General features: G+C 70.6%; 19 protein-coding genes. 7 read left to right on the forward strand and 12 right to left on the reverse strand.

Annotation, left to right across the window (positions count from 1 at the left end):
• Positions 1–140 precede the first annotated feature (140 nt).
• Positions 141–890 (forward strand): SDR family oxidoreductase, encoded by a 750-nt coding sequence (locus OG780_RS39715; protein WP_328456545.1) that lies wholly within the window; start codon positions 141–143, stop codon positions 888–890.
• A 551-nt stretch (positions 891–1,441) separates the two neighbouring features.
• Here OG780_RS39715 and OG780_RS39720 read toward each other — a convergent pair.
• From OG780_RS39720 to sigK, 10 genes are all read right to left on the reverse strand, one after another.
• Positions 1,442–1,834, reverse strand: coding sequence for an anti-sigma factor antagonist (locus OG780_RS39720; protein ID WP_328456547.1), 393 nt, complete (start codon positions 1,832–1,834; stop codon positions 1,442–1,444).
• A 58-nt stretch (positions 1,835–1,892) separates the two neighbouring features.
• Positions 1,893–2,318 carry an ATP-binding protein gene (locus tag OG780_RS39725; RefSeq protein ID WP_328456549.1) on the reverse strand — a complete coding sequence of 142 codons (426 nt, stop codon included), beginning with the start codon at positions 2,316–2,318 and terminating at the stop codon, positions 1,893–1,895.
• The gene (locus tag OG780_RS39730; RefSeq protein WP_328456551.1) at positions 2,318–2,746 is read right to left on the reverse strand and encodes a pyridoxamine 5'-phosphate oxidase family protein; all 429 of its coding nucleotides are present in this window, start codon (positions 2,744–2,746) and stop codon (positions 2,318–2,320) included. The genes OG780_RS39725 and OG780_RS39730 overlap by 1 nt, the downstream gene beginning before the upstream one ends.
• Positions 2,743–4,473, reverse strand: a complete 1,731-nt coding sequence (locus OG780_RS39735) for a SulP family inorganic anion transporter (RefSeq protein WP_328456553.1) — start codon at positions 4,471–4,473, stop codon at positions 2,743–2,745. The genes OG780_RS39730 and OG780_RS39735 overlap by 4 nt, the downstream gene beginning before the upstream one ends.
• Positions 4,470–4,640 (reverse strand): hypothetical protein, encoded by a 171-nt coding sequence (locus OG780_RS39740; RefSeq protein ID WP_443062269.1) that lies wholly within the window; start codon positions 4,638–4,640, stop codon positions 4,470–4,472. Before OG780_RS39740 ends, OG780_RS39735 begins: the two co-directional genes overlap by 4 nt.
• A gap of 156 nt (positions 4,641–4,796) precedes the next feature.
• Positions 4,797–5,156 carry a zinc ribbon domain-containing protein YjdM gene (locus tag OG780_RS39745; RefSeq protein ID WP_326789896.1) on the reverse strand — a complete coding sequence of 120 codons (360 nt, stop codon included), beginning with the start codon at positions 5,154–5,156 and terminating at the stop codon, positions 4,797–4,799.
• Positions 5,157–5,339: 183 nt separating this feature from the next.
• Entirely contained in the window at positions 5,340–6,857 is a 1,518-nt protein-coding gene (glpK, locus tag OG780_RS39750; RefSeq protein ID WP_328456556.1) for a glycerol kinase GlpK, read from the reverse strand.
• Positions 6,858–6,890: 33 nt separating this feature from the next.
• Complete coding sequence (locus OG780_RS39755; RefSeq protein ID WP_328456558.1) at positions 6,891–7,736, reverse strand: MIP/aquaporin family protein; 846 nt, start codon at positions 7,734–7,736, stop codon at positions 6,891–6,893.
• A 197-nt stretch (positions 7,737–7,933) separates the two neighbouring features.
• Positions 7,934–8,668 (reverse strand): anti-sigma factor, encoded by a 735-nt coding sequence (locus OG780_RS39760; protein ID WP_328456560.1) that lies wholly within the window; start codon positions 8,666–8,668, stop codon positions 7,934–7,936.
• Entirely contained in the window at positions 8,665–9,267 is a 603-nt protein-coding gene (sigK, locus tag OG780_RS39765) for an ECF RNA polymerase sigma factor SigK (protein WP_328456562.1), read from the reverse strand. Before sigK ends, OG780_RS39760 begins: the two co-directional genes overlap by 4 nt.
• Before the next feature lie 532 nt (positions 9,268–9,799).
• On the opposite strand from sigK, the gene OG780_RS39770 reads away from it, so the two are divergent.
• From OG780_RS39770 to OG780_RS39790, 5 genes are all read left to right on the forward strand, one after another.
• Positions 9,800–10,156, forward strand: coding sequence for a hypothetical protein (locus OG780_RS39770; RefSeq protein WP_328456564.1), 357 nt, complete (start codon positions 9,800–9,802; stop codon positions 10,154–10,156).
• Positions 10,157–10,260: 104 nt separating this feature from the next.
• Positions 10,261–10,620 (forward strand): DUF6204 family protein, encoded by a 360-nt coding sequence (locus OG780_RS39775; RefSeq protein WP_328456566.1) that lies wholly within the window; start codon positions 10,261–10,263, stop codon positions 10,618–10,620.
• Positions 10,621–10,680: 60 nt separating this feature from the next.
• Entirely contained in the window at positions 10,681–11,139 is a 459-nt protein-coding gene (locus OG780_RS39780; protein ID WP_328456568.1) for a MarR family winged helix-turn-helix transcriptional regulator, read from the forward strand.
• A gap of 334 nt (positions 11,140–11,473) precedes the next feature.
• On the forward strand, positions 11,474–12,232 hold the full coding sequence (locus OG780_RS39785; RefSeq protein WP_328456570.1) for an IclR family transcriptional regulator: 759 nt from the start codon (positions 11,474–11,476) through the stop codon (positions 12,230–12,232).
• Positions 12,233–12,323: 91 nt separating this feature from the next.
• The gene (locus tag OG780_RS39790; RefSeq protein WP_328456572.1) at positions 12,324–13,562 is read left to right on the forward strand and encodes a PP2C family protein-serine/threonine phosphatase; all 1,239 of its coding nucleotides are present in this window, start codon (positions 12,324–12,326) and stop codon (positions 13,560–13,562) included.
• 61 nt (positions 13,563–13,623) lie between these two features.
• On the opposite strand, the gene OG780_RS39795 is transcribed toward OG780_RS39790, so the two are convergent.
• Together OG780_RS39795 and OG780_RS39800 are read right to left on the reverse strand one after the other, a co-directional pair.
• Positions 13,624–14,580 (reverse strand): expansin EXLX1 family cellulose-binding protein, encoded by a 957-nt coding sequence (locus tag OG780_RS39795; RefSeq protein WP_328456574.1) that lies wholly within the window; start codon positions 14,578–14,580, stop codon positions 13,624–13,626.
• Between the two features lie 112 nt (positions 14,581–14,692).
• Complete coding sequence (locus OG780_RS39800; protein ID WP_328456576.1) at positions 14,693–15,967, reverse strand: acyltransferase family protein; 1,275 nt, start codon at positions 15,965–15,967, stop codon at positions 14,693–14,695.
• Between the two features lie 404 nt (positions 15,968–16,371).
• Between OG780_RS39800 and OG780_RS39805 the strand changes: the two genes are divergently transcribed.
• Positions 16,372–16,662, forward strand: a complete 291-nt coding sequence (locus tag OG780_RS39805; RefSeq protein WP_328456578.1) for a hypothetical protein — start codon at positions 16,372–16,374, stop codon at positions 16,660–16,662.
• The last annotated feature ends 70 nt before the right edge of the window (positions 16,663–16,732 follow it).

Below are 16,732 nucleotides of genomic sequence, written 5' to 3' on the forward strand. Positions count from 1 at the left end.
AAGGAGGATCGTGCAAGCCAAAGAGAGAATAGTTCTACTATTCATGCAGGTCAGAGCGATTCAATGGGATCAGTAGTTCTTCCGCTGAGTAGGAAAATGCCTGCTCGTCGCGGATCCCACTACATCGCAAGGATCGCAGCATGAAGACAGTTCTGATCACTGGTGCCTCATCCGGATACGGGCGGGAGACCGCCCTCCACTTCCACTCACAGGGGTGGAACGTCATCGCCACGATGCGTACGCCGCGTGTCGGGGTCCTTCCCGAGTCGGACCGGCTGCGCGTCATCGAACTCGACGTGACCAAGCCCGAAACCATCACCGCCGCGCTCGAGGCGGCGGGGCCCATCGACGTCCTGGTCAACAACGCGGGCGTCCCGTCGATCGGCGTGTTCGAGGGCACCCCCATGGCCCGGGTGCGGGACGTCTTCGAGACCAACACGTTCGGCGTGATGGCAACAACGCAGGCCGTACTCCCCCAGTTCCGTGAGCGGGGCTCCGGCGTGGTGGTCAACGTGACCTCCAGCGTGGTGCTGGGCCACATGCCCCTCTCGGCCGTCTACAAGGCGAGCAAGATGGCCATCGAGGGGTTCACCGCATCCCTCTCGCTCGAACTCGCGCCCTTCGGCGTGCAGGCGAAGACGGTCGAGCCAGGTGCCTGTCCGACGACCAACTTCGCAGCCAACGCGACCAACGGCGCCTCGACGGACGAGCTGGTCCCCGCGCCCTACGCACCGTGGGCGAAGAAGACCATGGACGCATTCACGGGCCAGGACCTGTTCACCAAGGAGAGCGACGTCGCCGAGACGGTGTGGCGTGCCGTGCACGACACGACCGGCCAGCTGCGCTTCCCGGCCGGCCCCGACGCGGTCTGGCTCGCCCAGGCGAAGTGATCAACGGGCGAGCTCCGAGTGCGCCCCTGGTGCTCGATTTCGGCAGGAGCAGTCGACAGGCGGTTCTCTTGCGATCGTGCCCGATCACTGCATGTAAGCCTCGGAGATGCTCCGTTGGCGACTCGGGCGTGCGCATACGGTGCGGTCACGCGGGAGGACCGGCACTGCCGCTCCTCCCGCGTGACCGACAACAGAGGAGAGACGCTATGGCGAGTGTGGAAGTGAACGCGCGTGCCATGAGCGAGAAGGACCGGGTAGGCACATTCTGCGGCAGCGCCCTCCTGGGTGTCGCCGCACCGTGGCGAGCAACTGGCCACCGGTCAGGGCGGATCTCGCAGGCAGCCGACCTGGATGACCCCATGGCGGGGAGTGGCAGGGTTCCGCGCGGCGAGGCACATGCCGAGCTGCGCCTCGGTGCCCGGGTCAAGGGCTCTCTCCGACTTCCGCCGCTGCACAGTGACAGTTCGGGCAGGGGAAACCTCGGTCTGGCGGTCAACGGTGGGCTATCCCTCGTTCTGCGCAGGTCGGGCCTTCAGAGCACCGGTCGGCATTCAGCCGGACCAGCCGTTGGTACGCCACTGCTGCTGATCGGCATCGCGCTGGTTGTGCGCGTCGTGTTCCGCGATGGCCGCCGCAAGGTCGGTGTGGATGGTGATGGGCGGGCAGTCGCCGTCAGGGACGAGGGAGCCGTCGGCGGGGATCGCGGCCAGTTCCAGGCTGCGTTCGTGTGCGGTGAGCCGGCGTGCTGCCTCGATGACGGCGAGCCGGCCGTTGGCGGACCAGCTGCGCAGTCCGCTCATGTCGACGATGACCGGACCGGTTCCGCGGGTCAGGACCCAGCCGATGGCACCGGTGAAGCGATGTGCGCCCTCGGGTCCGAGGTGCCCGGAGAGGGAGAGGAGACTGAAATCCTCTCCGGCGGTGTGGTGCCATTCGATGGTCATGGTGGTGCACCTTCTTGTGGGTGTTACCTGTTCGGCTCGTCTCCTGGATCGGCTCTGATCACAGGGGCAGGGTGATCCAGATGCTTTTGCCGTTTCCGTCGGCGTCACCGCGGACGACGGCGGTGCCGCCCAGACCGAGGGTGAGTTCCATGACGGTGCTCAGACCGCCGGTTCCCGTGCCGATCGCGGCCCCGTACAGCGGTGGCTGGTGGGGGTGGCGGTCGTGGACGGCAAAAGCCAGGCAGTCGGATCCGGCCGCGTAGATGACGGTGAGCTGGGGGGAGAGTGTCACAGCGTGCCGGACGCTGTTGGTGACCAGTTCGCCGAGGATCAACAGCGCCGGGTCGACGGTGGGGTGGCGCAGGTTGATCCCCCATTCGGTCAGGGCCTGTTCAGCGGTCTGGCGGGACAGCCGGACAGCGGACGGCTCGGTGGGCAGGGTGAGAACGTGCCGGTAGGGCAGGGCTTCGAACAGCCTGGACATCAGCTCTCCGTCCCTGGGACCGGCCGGAGGCCGGATACCGTCCGGGGACGGATGCAGACGATCGCATCGTGCGGGCCGTGGCTCCGGCCGGCGAGCGTTCGGCGGTTGTGGACGGCCTCGTGCGGGTCGGCAGTCGCCTCGGCGGGCCCAGTGACCGGCACCGTCCAGCCGGTGCCGGTGCCGGTGCCGGTGCCGGACGCGGCCCGGACCTTGTCGACGTCGTCCGTCACGGACAAATGAGCCGCGGCAGCCCGCAGTGGTGTGCGCACCACCAGCCGCCCCAACTCCCACACATGCCGGGCCAGGCGGACAACGGTCGGATCCCGCTGCACAGAGACAAGGCGGCTCGAGGCAGCCCCCGGCAATGGCCACAGCGCCTCAGTGTCGGAGCTCTCGACCATGCGCAGGGTGGCGGGAGCGGCGCTCATCGGGGTGTCTCCTCTCTCTTCTCTGTGACGTCGTGGGCGGACTTCCGGGCAGCGAGGAGGATCCCGGCCCTCTCCAGGTGGTCCCGGGCCCCGTGGATCGCTTCGGCGGTAGTGGTGTACTCGCGGCCCTCCAGCCGCAGAAGGTCCAACACGCCGACGGAGTCGAGGACTCGGTGTTGCCCCGGCCTGATTCCGGAGGTCAGGACGACGATTCCGCGCCGGTTCAGTTTCTGGACCGCGTCCTTGAGCACCAGCGCCCCGGTCGCGTCCATCGTCGACACCCGCGACATACGAAGGATCACCACGCGTACGTCGGCCACCTCGGCCATCTCCAGCAGGAACCGGTGCGCGGCGGCGAAGAACAAGGGCCCGTCGACGCGGTAGGCAATGATGTGCTCGGCGAGCAGGGCGTGTTCCTCGGCGGTGTGGTTTCCGCGGTCGAGGGGTACCTGGTCGAAGCGGGCCTGCTTGGCAACGGCGCGCAACGCGAGGGCGCCCGCGACGACCAGGCCGACGATGACGGCGTATACGAGATCGAGGGCCAGCGTCGCGACGGCGGTCAGGACGAGGATCAGCGCGTCCGAGCGGGTGGCCTTCACCATCGCCCGCAGCGAACCGACCTCGACCATGCGGATCGCGGTGGCCAGCAGGACACCGGCAAGGGCCGCCAGCGGAATCTTCGAGACGAGAGGCGCGGCCGCGAAGACGATCACCGCGAGGATCGCGGCGTGGGTGAGGGCGGCGAGCCGGGAACTCGCACCGGTGCGCACGTTGACCGCGGTGCGCGCGATCGCCCCGGTCGCCGGCACGCCACCGAACAGGGGGGCGGCGATGTTGGCAAGGCCCTGGCCGAACAGCTCCCGATCCGGGTCGTGCTGCCGGCCGACGGTCATGCCGTCGGCGACCGAGGCCGACAACAGCGACTCCAGCGCGGCCAGCGCCGCGACCGCCACCGCGGGGGCCAGCAAGGAGCCCAGCGAGCCCAGGTCGAGGAAGGACAGCGAGGGCGCGGGCAGTCCCGAGGGCAGTTCACCGATAGGTTTCGCCCCGGTCAGCCCGGCGGCCTGTGCCACGACCGTGGCGGCGATCACCGCGACGACGGAGAACGGCACGGTCGGACGCCACCGGGCTCCCACGAGCATGACCACGGCCACCGAGACAGCGACGGCGACGGCCGTCCAGTTGGGGTGCCGCACGAACTCCTCGATGGCCCGCCAGGTCACCACCAGTACCCGGTCGCCCTCTGGTTCGGGCACACCGAGCACGCCCGGAATCTGCTGCAGCCCGATCACGCACGCGATGCCCAGCGTGAAGCCCTCGACGACCGGCGCGGGCACGTACCGCATGTACCGCCCGGCCTTCAGCACGGCGAGGCCGACGAGCATCACCCCAGCCATCACGCCGACCGTGAGGACGCCTGCCGGACCGTACCGCCCCACGATCGGGACCAGCACCACCGTCATGGCGCCCGTCGGCCCCGAGACCTGCAGACTGGATCCGCCGAACAACGCGGCGAGGGCGCCCGCGACGACGGCGGTGGCCAGGCCCGCCTCGGCGCCGAGCCCGGAGGAGACGCCGAAGCCGAGGGCGAGCGGCAGCGCGACGATTGCCACAGCCAGCCCGGCGAGCAGGTCCCGGCGGGGGTTGCGTCCCATCTCCGCCAGGTCGCCGCGGGCGGGCAGCAGCGAGGCGATCCGGGCCCGGACCCGGCTGATCCCCGAGGTCATCGCGCGGCGACCTCGGTCTCCAGCAGCTCAGCCGGCAGTTCGTTGCGCCCGGACAACATCCGGGTCGGGATCCGGCGCGCGGCCTTCATCAGGTCGCCCACGTCCCCGCCGGCCAGTGCGTGGACGACCGTCGAGCCGAGCTCGGCCTGGTGCAGCGGAACGGACACGACCCCTCACCTTCCCCGGATGGCGCCCCACCCGGGGCAGACACAAAGGGCTGTGCCTGAGGCTACCTGCAGGTACAGCGAATACAGCATCTAACCAATTGCGAAATTTTGCAATTCAGCAAGACACTGCCGCCTCGGTCACCCGCGAGTCAGGGATCAGGCCTTCTTGACCACGCTGGACTTGAGCTGCATCGCCCCGAAACCGTCGACCTTGCAATCGATGTCATGGCCGTCGACGCCGTCGACCAACCGGATGCCGCGCACCTTGGTGCCGGCCTTGATCCCCGAAGGGCTTCCCTTGACCTTGAGCGCCTTGACGACAACCACGCTGTCCCCGTCCTGCAGCACGTTGCCGACAGCGTCCTTGACGACCCGCTCCCCGGTGGTGGACCCACCCTCGGCACCGCTTTCGGCGGGAACCCATTCGTGGCCGCACTCCGGGCACACCACAAGGGCGTTCATCTCGTAGGTGTACTCACACGAGCACGTAGGACAGGGAGGAAGGTTTTCGATCATTCCGTCAGGGTATCCGGCCCTGGTTCTCAGGCGGCCCGTAGCTCCCGCCTGCTGGAGTCCGGCCACGTCGACGGAACCGAGTGGCCGGCCCCTGACGCGCGCTACGCGCCAGGGGCTGAACGGAGTGTCCTCCGGTCACCGACGTGATCCACCCTCGGTCACCCCGCGTGATGGCGGGCCCGCCTATTCCACCTTCGCCCAGTCGAGCGTCCGCTCCACCGCCCTCTTCCAGTCCGCGTACCCCTGTTGGCGCCGGTCCTCCGACCACTGGGGCTCCCAGCGCTTGGACTCCTGCCAGTGGGTGCGCAGTTCGTCGGTGTCCCGCCAGAAGCCGGTGGCCAGACCGGCCGCGTACGAGGCGCCGAGCGCGGTGGTCTCGGCGACGACGGGACGGCTCACGGGGACGCCGAGGACGTCGGCCTGGATCTGCATGCACAGGTCGTTGGCGGTCACCCCGCCGTCGACCTTGAGCACGTCGAGATGGACTCCGGAATCCTGCTCCATCGCCTCGACGACATCGCGGCTCTGGTAACAGATCGCCTCCAGCGTCGCGCGGGCCAGGTGGGCGTTGCTGTTGTACCGGGCGAGTCCGACGATCGCGCCGCGGGCGTCGGAACGCCAGTACGGGGCGAACAGTCCGGAGAACGCCGGGACGAAGTACATCCCGCCGTTGTCCTCCACCGTGCGGGCCAGCGTCTCGCTCCCGGCCGCGTCCGTGATGATCTTCATCTGGTCGCGCAGCCACTGCACCGCGGATCCGGTGACCGCGATGGACCCCTCCAGTGCGTAGACGGCGGGCTCGCCGCCGAACCGGTAGGCGACGGTGGTCAGCAGGCCGTGCTGTGAACGGACCAGTTCCGTACCGGTGTTGAGGACCAGGAAGTTGCCGGTGCCGTACGTGTTCTTGGCCTCGCCGGGCGAGTAGCAGACCTGCCCGACGGTGGCCGCCTGCTGGTCGCCGAGCACGCCGGTGATGGGGACGGCGGCGCGCAGTGGCCTGGAGGTGCGTGCCGTGCCGTACGCCTCGCGGTCGGACGAGGGGTTGATGCTGGGCAGCATGGCCCTCGGCACGCCGAAGAAGCCCAGCAGCTCGTCGTCCCAGTCGAGGGTCTCGAGGTCCATGAGCATGGTGCGGCTGGCGTTGGTCACGTCGGTGGCGTGGATACCGCCGTCGGGACCGCCGGTCAGGTTCCACAGGACCCAGGCGTCGGTGTTGCCGAACAGCGCGTGTCCCTGCTCCGCCGCTTCCCGGACCCCGTCGATGTTCTCCAGGATCCACTGGATCTTGCCGCCGGAGAAGTAGGTCGCCGGCGGCAGCCCCGCCTTGCGGCGGATGACGTCGCCCCGGCCGTCACGCTCCAGTGCCGCGGCGATGGAATCCGTCCGGGTGTCCTGCCAGACGATGGCGTTGTAGTAAGGACGGCCGTTGCGCGGGTCCCACACCACGGTGGTCTCCCGCTGGTTGGTGATGCCGATCGCCGCCAGGTCCTCCGCGGTCAGGTTCTTGTGCCGCAGGGCGTTCTGGATCACCGAGTTGGTGCGTTCCCAGATCTCCACCGGGTCGTGCTCGACCCACCCGGAGCGCGGAAGGATCTGGGCGTGTTCCAGTTGGTGCTTCGCCACTTCGTTGCCCGCGTGGTCGAAGATCATGAATCGGGTGCTGGTGGTCCCCTGGTCCACCGCGCCCACGAAGTCAGCCATGGGTTGCCGCCTCTGCTGTGGGTGTTGCGGGAGTCAGGACTCGGAAGGCGGGATGCGTCCCGGCGGTTCGGGCTCCGCCGTCGGCAGGAACCTGCCGATGAAGAGCTTGTAGATGCCGGCGCCGAGCACACCACCGATGAATGGACCGATGATCGGCACCCAGAAGTAGAAGTTGCCGTACTGATCTCGCCAGGCCCCTCCGTAGCCCGTGAGGAAGCTGGCCAGGCGCGGACCGAAGTCACGGGCCGGGTTGATCGCGTAGCCCGCGAGGGTTCCCCACGCCATGCCGATGCCCACGACGAGCAGACCGATGACGAACGGGCCCAGGTTCGCGCCGGGCGGGGTGTTGAGCAGGTCCGTGACCGCGAAGATCACCAGGAGCAGGATGGCGGTTCCGATGATCTGGTCGCGGAACGCGCCCCATTCGTGGACCGGCAGGTTCGGGTTGCCGTTGGCGGGCAGTGTGGAGAACACGCCCTGGGTCTTGATGGTGTGGCCGGGGTCGGCCTTGGCCAGGGCCTCCGTGTAGTTCCAGCGCACGATCAGCGCGGCCACGAAGGCGCCGATGGTCTGCGCCACCACGTAGGGCGCCACCTTGCGCCACGGGAAGCCCTTGAACGTGGCGAGGGCGAGGGTCACCGCGGGGTTGAGATGGGCGCCGCTCAGGCGTGCCGCGACGTAGACGCCCATGGTGACGCCGATGCCCCAGGCCCACGCGATGCTGTCGTGGTTCCCCAGACCGCCCGGCGGCGTCGTGAGCGCGCCGCCGGCGACCACTTGGGCCACCACGCCGCACCCGAACAGGATGAGAATCATGGTGCCGAGGAACTCACCGGACAACTCGCCGATCAGCCCCGACCTTTTCAACCGATCAGTCATGGAAGCCCGCTTCCCGCCGGTCAGGAACCGGCTGTTGACCGCCGCCCGAGCCCCCCTCACCTCAGCATAGGGTGATCAAGAGCTAATTGCATCAAAAGTTAATTATCCTGTTTTACCGCGTCATGTCGGGTGACTCATGGATCGATGCGGCCTGAAGCGACGGGTGCCCGCGGTGGCGGGCGCGGACCGGGGGCACGTCAGGCGGGCACCGTGACGATGCCGAGCGGATCGCTCGTCGGCTGCCGCGATCCGCCCGCCGGTTCGGCCGTGATGCCTACGGCGCCGACGTCGTCCAGGGAGCCGTGGAGCAGTTGGGCGTGCCCGCCGCCGGAGCCGGGGAGCAGGCCCGCCGGGCGGAGGCCGCCGGACTTCGCGGCGTACCAGAGTTCGTAGACCTGATCGTTCCCGAGGCGGGGCAGGTCCGAGGCGATGAAGGCCGCCCGGCCCTGGGAACGGGAGGCGACGACGCCGATGTCGGCCCCGTTGCTCAGTTTCTGAGTGCTGATCGTGGCGTCCCGGGCCGTCAGGAGGCCGGTGAGGACGGAGGCCTGTGCCTTCCTCACGGAGACTTCGCCGCGTGCCTCGTCCGCCTCGGTGTGCTGCCAGACGGCGACCCCGCCGAGCGCGGCCGCGAGAGCCAGGCACGCGGCCAGGGCCGCCCGCAGTGCCCGCCGGTGAACCGGAACGGCGCGCGGGAGGCGCTCCTGGCGGGTGCGGGCGATCCGTTCGAGGACGTCCCGGCGCAGTTCGGGGGACGGGGTCGCGTCCTGGGCCGAGGCCAGTCGCAGCGTGACCTCGGACAGTTCCGCCACTTCCTCCCGGCACGCGGCGCAGCCGGCGAGATGGTTCTCGAAGGAGGCTTCCTCGGCCGCCGGCAGGGCGTGCAGGACGTACGCGCCGACGAACTGGTGGGGATCTTCGGCGGCCGTCATCGGCCTTCCTCCAGGCATCTGCGGAGCAGGCGGAGCCCGGTGCGCATCCTGGACTTCACGGTGCCCGCCGGGGTGGCCAGACAGGCGGCCACCTCCAGGTAGGTCATGCCCTGGTAGTAGGCGAGCACCAGCGGTACGCGCTGATGCCGTTCCAGGTCGGCGAGACAGTGCTGCACGCGATCGTGCTCCTCGTGCCGCTCCACGGCCTCGGCCACCTCGTCGAAGGGGCGGTCCTCCGCGAGCAGGGCGCTGCGCCGCTCCCGTGCCGTACTGGCCTGGACGTGCCGGACCCGGTCGACGGCCCGCCGGTGCGCGAGGGTCAGGACCCATCCCCGGGCGGTACCGAGGTCCGGGCGATAGCGGTCGGCGGTCCGCCAGATCTCCACCATCACGTCCTGTGTCACCTCCTCGGCCTGTGCCTCGTCCCGCAGTACGCGGCAGATCAGGCCTTTGACCGGCCGCGCGAGGGTGTCGTACACGTCGGTGAACGCGTCCTGGTCGCCCTGTGCGGCGCGCTCAAGCCGGGCGTCCAGCCACGCGTCCGCCGATGGGTGCCGTCGCGAACCGTGTCCGTCCCGGCCGGTCTTGGCATCGCTCACAGAATCCGTCCGTTGCTTCCTTCTCGCCTGGCCCGTCCGGCTCGACTCTCCGTCGTGGCGGTCTCCTTCGCAGCGCGAGGGGGCCGTTCGCCGACGGGCCGCGCGCTGGGCGTCGCGCGGGTGGGCCCGCGTCGGCCGTGCGGTCGGCAAGCGTGGCGTTCGGCACGTACGCGGTCGGTGGCCGGCGCGGTCGGCGGGCGTCCCGCGGACGGGAGGGGTCCCGTCACCGTGTATTCGTGGCCACCCGGCCCGCGGATGGGCCGGGGCACCGACGCGTTTCCCGGTGCCGGGCCGATGACGGGCCGATCGCGGGCCGGTGCCGGTCACCGCCGGAGCCGCCCCGTTCGCCCACTCCCGAAAACTCGTACCGAAAACTTACACAGGTCTATCCTCATACATACCTTTTGTTGCTCCGAATGCCCTATGTCCCGCGCATCGAGGGCCTGGAAACGCACCGTCAGCTTCGGCGTGAACTTCCCGGACAGCGGCCCCCGTGGCGCACGTCCATCACATTGCGAGGGAGGTGAGTCCGATGACCACACGCATCAGCGCCCGGCGACTGCTCGCCGGTGCGGCCGCGACAGGCCTGCTGGCCGGAGGTGCCGCTCTGGGCATGTCCGGTACCGCCACCGCGGCCCCGGCCCCGACGTCCACGGCTTCGGTGGCGACAGTCGACCACCACGGTCACCACGACCGCTGCGAGTGGAAGAAGGGCCACTGGGAGAAGAAGTGGGTGCCCGGACACTGGGTCAAGAAGTGGGTCCACCAGGACTCCTGGCACCACGGTCACCACAGCCACGGCTGGGTGAAGCAGTGGGTCTACGTGCCCGGTCACTGGGACCACGTGTGGGTCAAGGCCCACTGGGACTGCCACCACCACGGCCACTGAGCGCTCCGGCCGAGGCGTGAGGACCGGGTGCGGTGACCCCGCCCCGGTCCGTCCCTCGGGAAACGCGGTGGAACAGGGCCGATCCCGTTCGTTAGGCTCGTCGGATGACCACACGCACTTTCCGCATCACCGTTCGCGGTGTCTTCGACGGGCTCGGCGCCGACCAGCGTGCCGACCTTCTGGCGCACGCGGCGGAACATGACGTCCTTCGGGCGGCCTTCACGCCCGAGGGGCACCTCAGCTACGACGTGGCCGCCCGGCCGGCCTTCACCTTCCGCTTCCTGGACTCGGGGGAGGCGGAGGAGGACATCCTGGAGGCCGTCGAACGGGCCGAGGCCGCCGCGACGGCCTGGCTCAGTGAGCGCAACTACGGCTTCAAGCGGCTCAAGTCGCAGGCCGAGGACCTCTCCCAGGCGCCCCTCGGCAAACGGCAGCGGCGGGCCATCGCGCAGAACACCCCCTGATCCGCGTACGTCAAGGGTGGCTTGCGCTCCCCATATGCTTGAGTAGTCAAGGAGATGTCAATGAGTAAAGGGCTGGACGCGGCACTGCGTCTGGTGCGGGCGCAGGCCACCCTGGTGAAGCGGTTCGACGCGAGCCTCGGCGGACTGCACGGAGTGAGCCTGGCCGACTTCACGATGCTGCTGCGTCTGTCCGAGGCCCCAGGAGACCGCATGCGCCGGGTGGACCTGGCGGAGGCGCTGGGGCTGACCGCCTCCGGTGTCACCCGGGGACTCGTACCGCTGGAGCGCATCGGTCTGGTCAGGCGGGACCCGGACGCCCGTGACGCGCGGGTTGCCTACGCGGCCCTGACGGAGACCGGCCGGGAACGCCTGGCGGAGATGCTCGTCACGGCGGAACGGGTCGCCGAGGAGGTCTTCGCCGAGCCGGCGTGGACCGAGGAGGAGACGACGAGGCTCGCCGGTCTCCTCGGCCGCCTCGGCGGTACCGGGTTCACCCGCCACACGTCCGGCGGCTCCTGAAGCCGTCGCCGGTCCCGGGCGGACGCCCCACCTGGGACCGGCGCCCCGCCCGGGGATCATCGGGGATCATCGGCGGTCCCGGAATCGATGGACTGTGGCCGAGGCGGCGAGGAAGTGGCGACCCGGGACCCGGGGTACCCGGCCTCGTCCATCGGCGGGGACCCGGGACCGTGAGTACCCTGCCTCGTCCATCGGCGGGGACCCGGGACCCGTCCGCCGGTCCTCACGACAACAGCGGCCCGTAGGCCCGGGAGGACGTTCTGACGTTCACCGTGACGATCACCGGATCCGGTGGCGCCTTGCCTGTGCCGTGACCTCGGCGCACTCTGGTGGCATGGGAGCTCGCGACGGGCCCACGCTCATCACCTCCGTTCAGCGGGCCTTCCGCCTGCTGGAGGCGGTGAGCGCGCACGAGAACGGTGCGCCTGCCAAACAGCTGGCGCGCGAGACCGAACTGCCGCTGGCCACCGCCTATCACCTGCTCCGGACTCTCGTTCACGACGGGTACATCCGCAAACTCGACGACGGCGGGTTCATCCTGGGCGACAAGATGCAGACGCTGCGGACGCAGGGCCGCGGGCAGGAGCTGCTCAGCCGTGTCCGTCCCGCGCTCGCCGCTCTGCGTGACGAACTCGCCTCGGCCGCCTACCTCACCTTCTACGAGGACGGTGAGATCAGGGTCGCCGAGATCGTCGACGGGCCCCGGGCGCCCCGGGTCGACCTGTGGGTCGGCTTCGAGGACGCCGGGCACGCCACCGCGCTGGGCAAGTCCGTGCTGCGGGAGCTGGACGAGGAGTCCCGCAACGACTACCTCGCCCGGCACACCCTCGCCGACCTCACCCCGCGGACCATCACCAGCCGGCGGCAGCTGCTGCGCCACCTGGCCTCGTCGCCGGCGGCCCCGGCCGTCACGGACCTGGAGGAGTACGCTCTCGGTACGGTCTGCGTCGCCGTACCCGTCTACAGCGGGGACACGCTCGGTTCACTCGGCGTCTCGCTCCCCGCCGCGCAGCTGTCCCGGCTCGACAAAGTCCTGACGCGGCTGATCCCGACCGCGAACCGGGTGACCAGGGGCCTGTCACTCACTATCTGAAATCTCCGTGCTTGTGGATCACGCCTCGAACGTCTTTCCTGGATCAACCGGACATTTCAGGGATGAACCCAGGTGAGGACTGCGGACGAACATGAGTCAGGCCCGAGAGCACGGTAGCGAGCACTGGCCGAAACGGACGTTCAGGAACGGGGGCGTCGGTTCCGGCGCGGCGGCCCGCAAGCGCGCCGCCCATCTGGCCTTCGGCACCCCGGTGCTGCCTTTACTGGTCGTCGGTGCCATCGTGCTCGCCGACCTGGCCGGGGGAGCGGGGATCATCTGGCTGCCGCTGCTGGCCGCAGGGCCCGCGCTGGCTGCCACCACCAGCCGGCCGTTCGGAGTTCTGTGCGTCGGTCTGCTGGCCGCGACGCTGAGCGCGGTGCTCGGCATCCGGGACGGCGTTCCGGGTGCCGAGCTCATGGCCGTCCTGTCCGCCCTGGCGGCCGTCACGCTGGCGAGCGCCCTGGCCAGCGCGCTGCGCTGGCGCCGGGAGCGGGTCCTCGCGGCCGTCCGCTCCGTCGCGGAGGCCGCCCAGCACGCTGTGCTCGCTCCCATACCGTCGAGTGTCGGACCGTTCCAGGTGGCCGTCCGCTACAGCGCCGCCGCGGCCGAGGCCCGGATCGGCGGGGATCTCTACGCGCTGGTGCCCACGCCGTACGGGGTCCGCATGATCATCGGCGATGTCCGGGGCAAGGGACTGCCGGCCGTGGGCACGGCCGCGCTCGTGCTCGGCGTCTTCCGTGAGGCGGCCTACGACGAGCCCGATCTCCTCACCGTCGTCACCCGGATCGAGCGGAGTCTGGCGCGCAACCTGGGCTACGACGACTTCGTGACCGCCGTGGTCGCCGGGTACCCGGAACCGGGCCGGCTGGAGGTCGTCAACTGCGGTCACGCGCCTCCGCTGCATGTCCGCGCGTCCGGGAGCGTCGCGTCGGTCGACCCCGTCAATCCCGCTCCGCCGCTCGGGCTGCGGGCCCTGACGGGGGAGACCCCGAGCCTCCAGGTGCTGCCGCTCGCCGACGGCGACCAGCTCCTGCTGTACACCGACGGGGTCACCGAGGCCCGTGACCACGGTCGGGAGTTCTACGCCCTCGCGGAAGGGCTGGCACGGCACGTGTCCGACGAGCCGGCCTCCACGCTCGCCGCGCTCGACGCCGAGCTCCAGGCCCATGTGGGTGGCCGGCTGCACGACGACGCGGCCCTGCTGCTGCTCCGTATGCCGGCCTCGGTCGAGCCGGCGTCGGCGGTGGCCGCGGGCGGTGGCTCCGTCACCGTTCCCTCCCCGCCCCGGCCGCCTGCCGCGGGTGTGCGCTGCGGCAGGGGCGCGGAGTAGGCCGTTCCGGCGAGGACGCCTTCACCTCGGATGCGCCCCGGCGTGCGACGGGGCGCACTCCTCAGTGCCGGGCGAACTGGAGCCGGGTCGTCTGCGCGCTGCCGGGGCGCAGCGCGATGCCGTCGACGGTCAGGCGTTCACCGTAGATGTCGGTGATCCTGATCGTGCCGCCGCACCCGCCGCCGTCCTCGGCGAGGAAGTAGTTGTAGTCGGTGCGAGGCAGCAGCCGCCATCCGCCGTCGGCTCGCAGTTCCAGCCGGGCCACCGGATTCCGGTGGCCGATCACCTGGACCGCGCACCAGTAGCGGCTGGACCCGGTCTTGTAGCGAAGCGCGACCGTGCCGGAATCGCCGGGACTCAGCAGCTTCCACGTGATCGGGATCCGGCCGGCCACCGGGTTCGCGAGCCGGGCGAACGCCTGTGCGCTGAGGTCGAGCTGCCCGGGGGCGCAGCCCGTCGGGCATTCGTTGGTGATCCGGACCGTGACGGTCGCGCCGCCGGCCGCGCGCACCAGTACGTAGGCCCCGCACGCCTTGGACGTCTCGTAGTCCGTGTGGTTCATCGCCGCCGTCATGAGATCGCCGCTCGGACCGTAGGAGCAGGCGCCGTCGCCGGTTCCGGCGTCGTACGTGGTCGCCACTCCCCGGTAACCGACCCCCGGGCGGATCCGTCCCGCCAGCGCGGCTGTCGTCGCCGTGGTCCGGGAGGCGTCCGGGGTCGACGGCCGCGCAGACGCCGTGGAGGGGCGGGCCGTCTCGGTCGGGGAGACGGCCGAGCCGGGCGACCGGGTCACCGTGGGGGACGTCGATCCGGCCGGGGACCCCCGGCCGGGAGCCGCGGTCCCCCGGGAACCGGCGGCGGTCGAGACCGCCGGGTGTCCCGTATCGGCCCGGTGACCGGGGCGGAACGCCACGGCCAGACAGACCAGAGCACCGACCGCGACCAGGGCGACCGGGGTGAGGGCCCACAGCGTCCGCCGACGTCCGCGCCGTCGCGCGGCCTGCCTCGTTTCCTTCATGCGCATCCGTTCGGAGGATCGAGCCGGTGATGTGTCCATCAGTGGCCGCCGGAAGCGAAAAGGTTGCCGCCCGTTCCCCGGAGATCTCTCCTGTGGGCCGCGCGTGGACGGGTCACGTCGAACGCATGCGGCGGATCCGTTTCCGGCCCCGGGCCTGACCCGGCACCTCGACGAGGCGATGGGTCAGCGCTGCCAACGGCAGCAGCACGGCGAGGAACGCCGCTTCGAGTACGGGACTGTCGCGGCGGTACCGGCCGATCACGCTGCCGCTCACCGCCAGCAGGGCCGGATGCACCAGGTACACCGAGTAGCTGACCGTCCCCAACCGGGTCAGCGCGCGCGGAAATCTCCGGCGGCGCAGCGCGAGGGCCACGCCGAAGGTGAGTACGGCCAGCAGGAACGCGGTGATCCAGCCGCGCCGTGCGAAGTGGGTCGCCGCGCCGTGCTCGTACGCACTCCCCACGGCGCAGATCAGCACGACGGCGGCGGTGCGGGCCGCGCATGGCCAGGTGATCTCCCCGCCTTCCGCCCGCCGGACGGCGGTGCCGAGGAATATCACCGCCAGGATCACCAGGCCTTCCCAGAGGGGAACGGTGCCGTTGAAGGGGACCAGGACCAGCGCGAGGACGCCTCCCGCCACGGCCCCCGGCACACGCAGCGCGGACGTCGTGGAACTTCCGCAGAGGACGGCGAACACCAGCGCCGTCGCGGCGAGCGCGACGAGCGGTCCGGTACCGACCGCGGACGAGAGCGCCGACGCCCGCGGCACGAACGCCGCCGTCGCGCTCACGGCGGCCAGCGCTCCCAGAACCACCGCGACCGTCGCCGAGCGCCGGTGCAGCCGGACCGTGAACAGGGCGACGACCAGCAGGTAGAACGCCAGCTCGTACGACAGCGTCCACAGGACGAGGACGACACTCGGCGTCCCCAGCAGTTCCTGGAGCAGGGTGACGTGCGCGACGGCCACCGTGACGGGATTCCGCCCGTCGAAGCGAGCCCCCAGGTGCGCGACGCCCAGCAGATCCAGCGCGAGGACCGAGCCCACCACGGCGGCCCACAGCGGGTAGACGCGAAAGGCCCGCCCGATCCAGAAGGTCCTCACACAGCCCCGGCGCTCGAGCGAGGCGGGGATGACGTAGCCGCTCACCAGGAAGAACACCATGACGCCGTACCGGCCGATGTTCAGCTGGGGCATCAGCTGCTCACGGAACTCCGCCATGAAGGCGTACGACGAGTGGTCGACCGCCACGAGGAGCGCGGCGATCCCGCGCAGGGCGTCCAGCCAGCCCAGCCGTGGGGGACCGGCGGAGCCGCCGGACGCGGGTGGACCTGACGCCGGGGACGGCCGGTGTGAGGGCGGCCGGGGAACGGGAGGTGCGGGTTCCATGGAGGTGCCTGCCTGGACCGGGTCCTGTGGGGTGACGGGTGCGCCGGGCCGGCCGGGAAGCGGGCACGGAGGGCGGGGCGGCCCGGTCCGCGATTCGCCGGCGCTCGGCTCGCGAGGCCCTGGAATCCACATCGAAGTGCGGACACGCCGCTGCGCGGTACGGGACACGCCCTGAGGAGACGGCTTTCGCCGGGATTGGCTACGCGCCGGTCGGTCGCGTGTTCCCGCTACGCGTAGGCCGATCGGGTCGAGGAGCCCGCCGCATGATCCGGACAACAGGTCCGCAGGCGTTGCCCGGCGTCGTCGGCTTCACGGGGACGCAGGGCTTGGTCCGGCTTCTGGGCGGCCGGGGGAGGAGAGTCGCGGCGGCGAGAGGTGGCATCGGGCATGCGTCGTATCCGGGGATGGGACAGAGTGATGCCATGGGCCGCCTGTGGATGACCTGGTCGCTCGAGGGTGTCGGATCGGCCGGCCAGAACGTCGCGGACGTCGAGGCGGCCTGCCGTGCCCTGATCGGCTCCGTGGAGCGGTCCCGGCGTGCCTTCGAGGTACCGGAGCCGTGGGAGGAACTCCGCGAGTCGGCGCTGCTCCTCCAGGAGCAGATTATGGGACCGGGGCGCGAGGTCCTGGAACAGGGCCGGCACTGGGCCTCCACCCTGAGGGGCGTGAGCATTCTGCTGGTTCCGCGCGAGTGATCCGCGCGGCCGCCGGGCCGGTGTTTCCGGCCCGGCGCTCGCCGTCCGCGCGAGTCACCGTCCGCCTGCC

The sequence above is a fragment of the Streptomyces sp. NBC_00386 genome (assembly GCF_036063235.1).
Taxonomy (GTDB): Bacteria; Actinomycetota; Actinomycetes; order Streptomycetales; family Streptomycetaceae; genus Streptomyces.

Excerpts from the sequence above, each read along its gene's own strand:
- OG780_RS39715 (WP_328456545.1), top strand. The coding sequence starts at position 141 with ATGAAGACAGTTCTGATCACTGGTGCCTCATCCGGATACGGGCGGGAG.
- OG780_RS39720 (WP_328456547.1), bottom strand. The coding sequence starts at position 1,834 with ATGACCATCGAATGGCACCACACCGCCGGAGAGGATTTCAGTCTCCTC.
- OG780_RS39725 (WP_328456549.1), bottom strand. The coding sequence starts at position 2,318 with ATGTCCAGGCTGTTCGAAGCCCTGCCCTACCGGCACGTTCTCACCCTG.
- OG780_RS39730 (WP_328456551.1), bottom strand. The coding sequence starts at position 2,746 with ATGAGCGCCGCTCCCGCCACCCTGCGCATGGTCGAGAGCTCCGACACT.
- OG780_RS39735 (WP_328456553.1), bottom strand. The coding sequence starts at position 4,473 with ATGACCTCGGGGATCAGCCGGGTCCGGGCCCGGATCGCCTCGCTGCTG.
- OG780_RS39745 (WP_326789896.1), bottom strand. The coding sequence starts at position 5,156 with ATGATCGAAAACCTTCCTCCCTGTCCTACGTGCTCGTGTGAGTACACC.
- glpK (WP_328456556.1), bottom strand. The coding sequence starts at position 6,857 with ATGGCTGACTTCGTGGGCGCGGTGGACCAGGGGACCACCAGCACCCGA.
- OG780_RS39755 (WP_328456558.1), bottom strand. The coding sequence starts at position 7,736 with ATGACTGATCGGTTGAAAAGGTCGGGGCTGATCGGCGAGTTGTCCGGT.
- OG780_RS39760 (WP_328456560.1), bottom strand. The coding sequence starts at position 8,668 with ATGACGGCCGCCGAAGATCCCCACCAGTTCGTCGGCGCGTACGTCCTG.
- OG780_RS39770 (WP_328456564.1), top strand. The coding sequence starts at position 9,800 with ATGACCACACGCATCAGCGCCCGGCGACTGCTCGCCGGTGCGGCCGCG.
- OG780_RS39775 (WP_328456566.1), top strand. The coding sequence starts at position 10,261 with ATGACCACACGCACTTTCCGCATCACCGTTCGCGGTGTCTTCGACGGG.
- OG780_RS39780 (WP_328456568.1), top strand. The coding sequence starts at position 10,681 with ATGAGTAAAGGGCTGGACGCGGCACTGCGTCTGGTGCGGGCGCAGGCC.
- OG780_RS39785 (WP_328456570.1), top strand. The coding sequence starts at position 11,474 with ATGGGAGCTCGCGACGGGCCCACGCTCATCACCTCCGTTCAGCGGGCC.
- OG780_RS39790 (WP_328456572.1), top strand. The coding sequence starts at position 12,324 with ATGAGTCAGGCCCGAGAGCACGGTAGCGAGCACTGGCCGAAACGGACG.
- OG780_RS39795 (WP_328456574.1), bottom strand. The coding sequence starts at position 14,580 with ATGAAGGAAACGAGGCAGGCCGCGCGACGGCGCGGACGTCGGCGGACG.
- OG780_RS39800 (WP_328456576.1), bottom strand. The coding sequence starts at position 15,967 with ATGGAACCCGCACCTCCCGTTCCCCGGCCGCCCTCACACCGGCCGTCC.
- OG780_RS39805 (WP_328456578.1), top strand. The coding sequence starts at position 16,372 with ATGGGACAGAGTGATGCCATGGGCCGCCTGTGGATGACCTGGTCGCTC.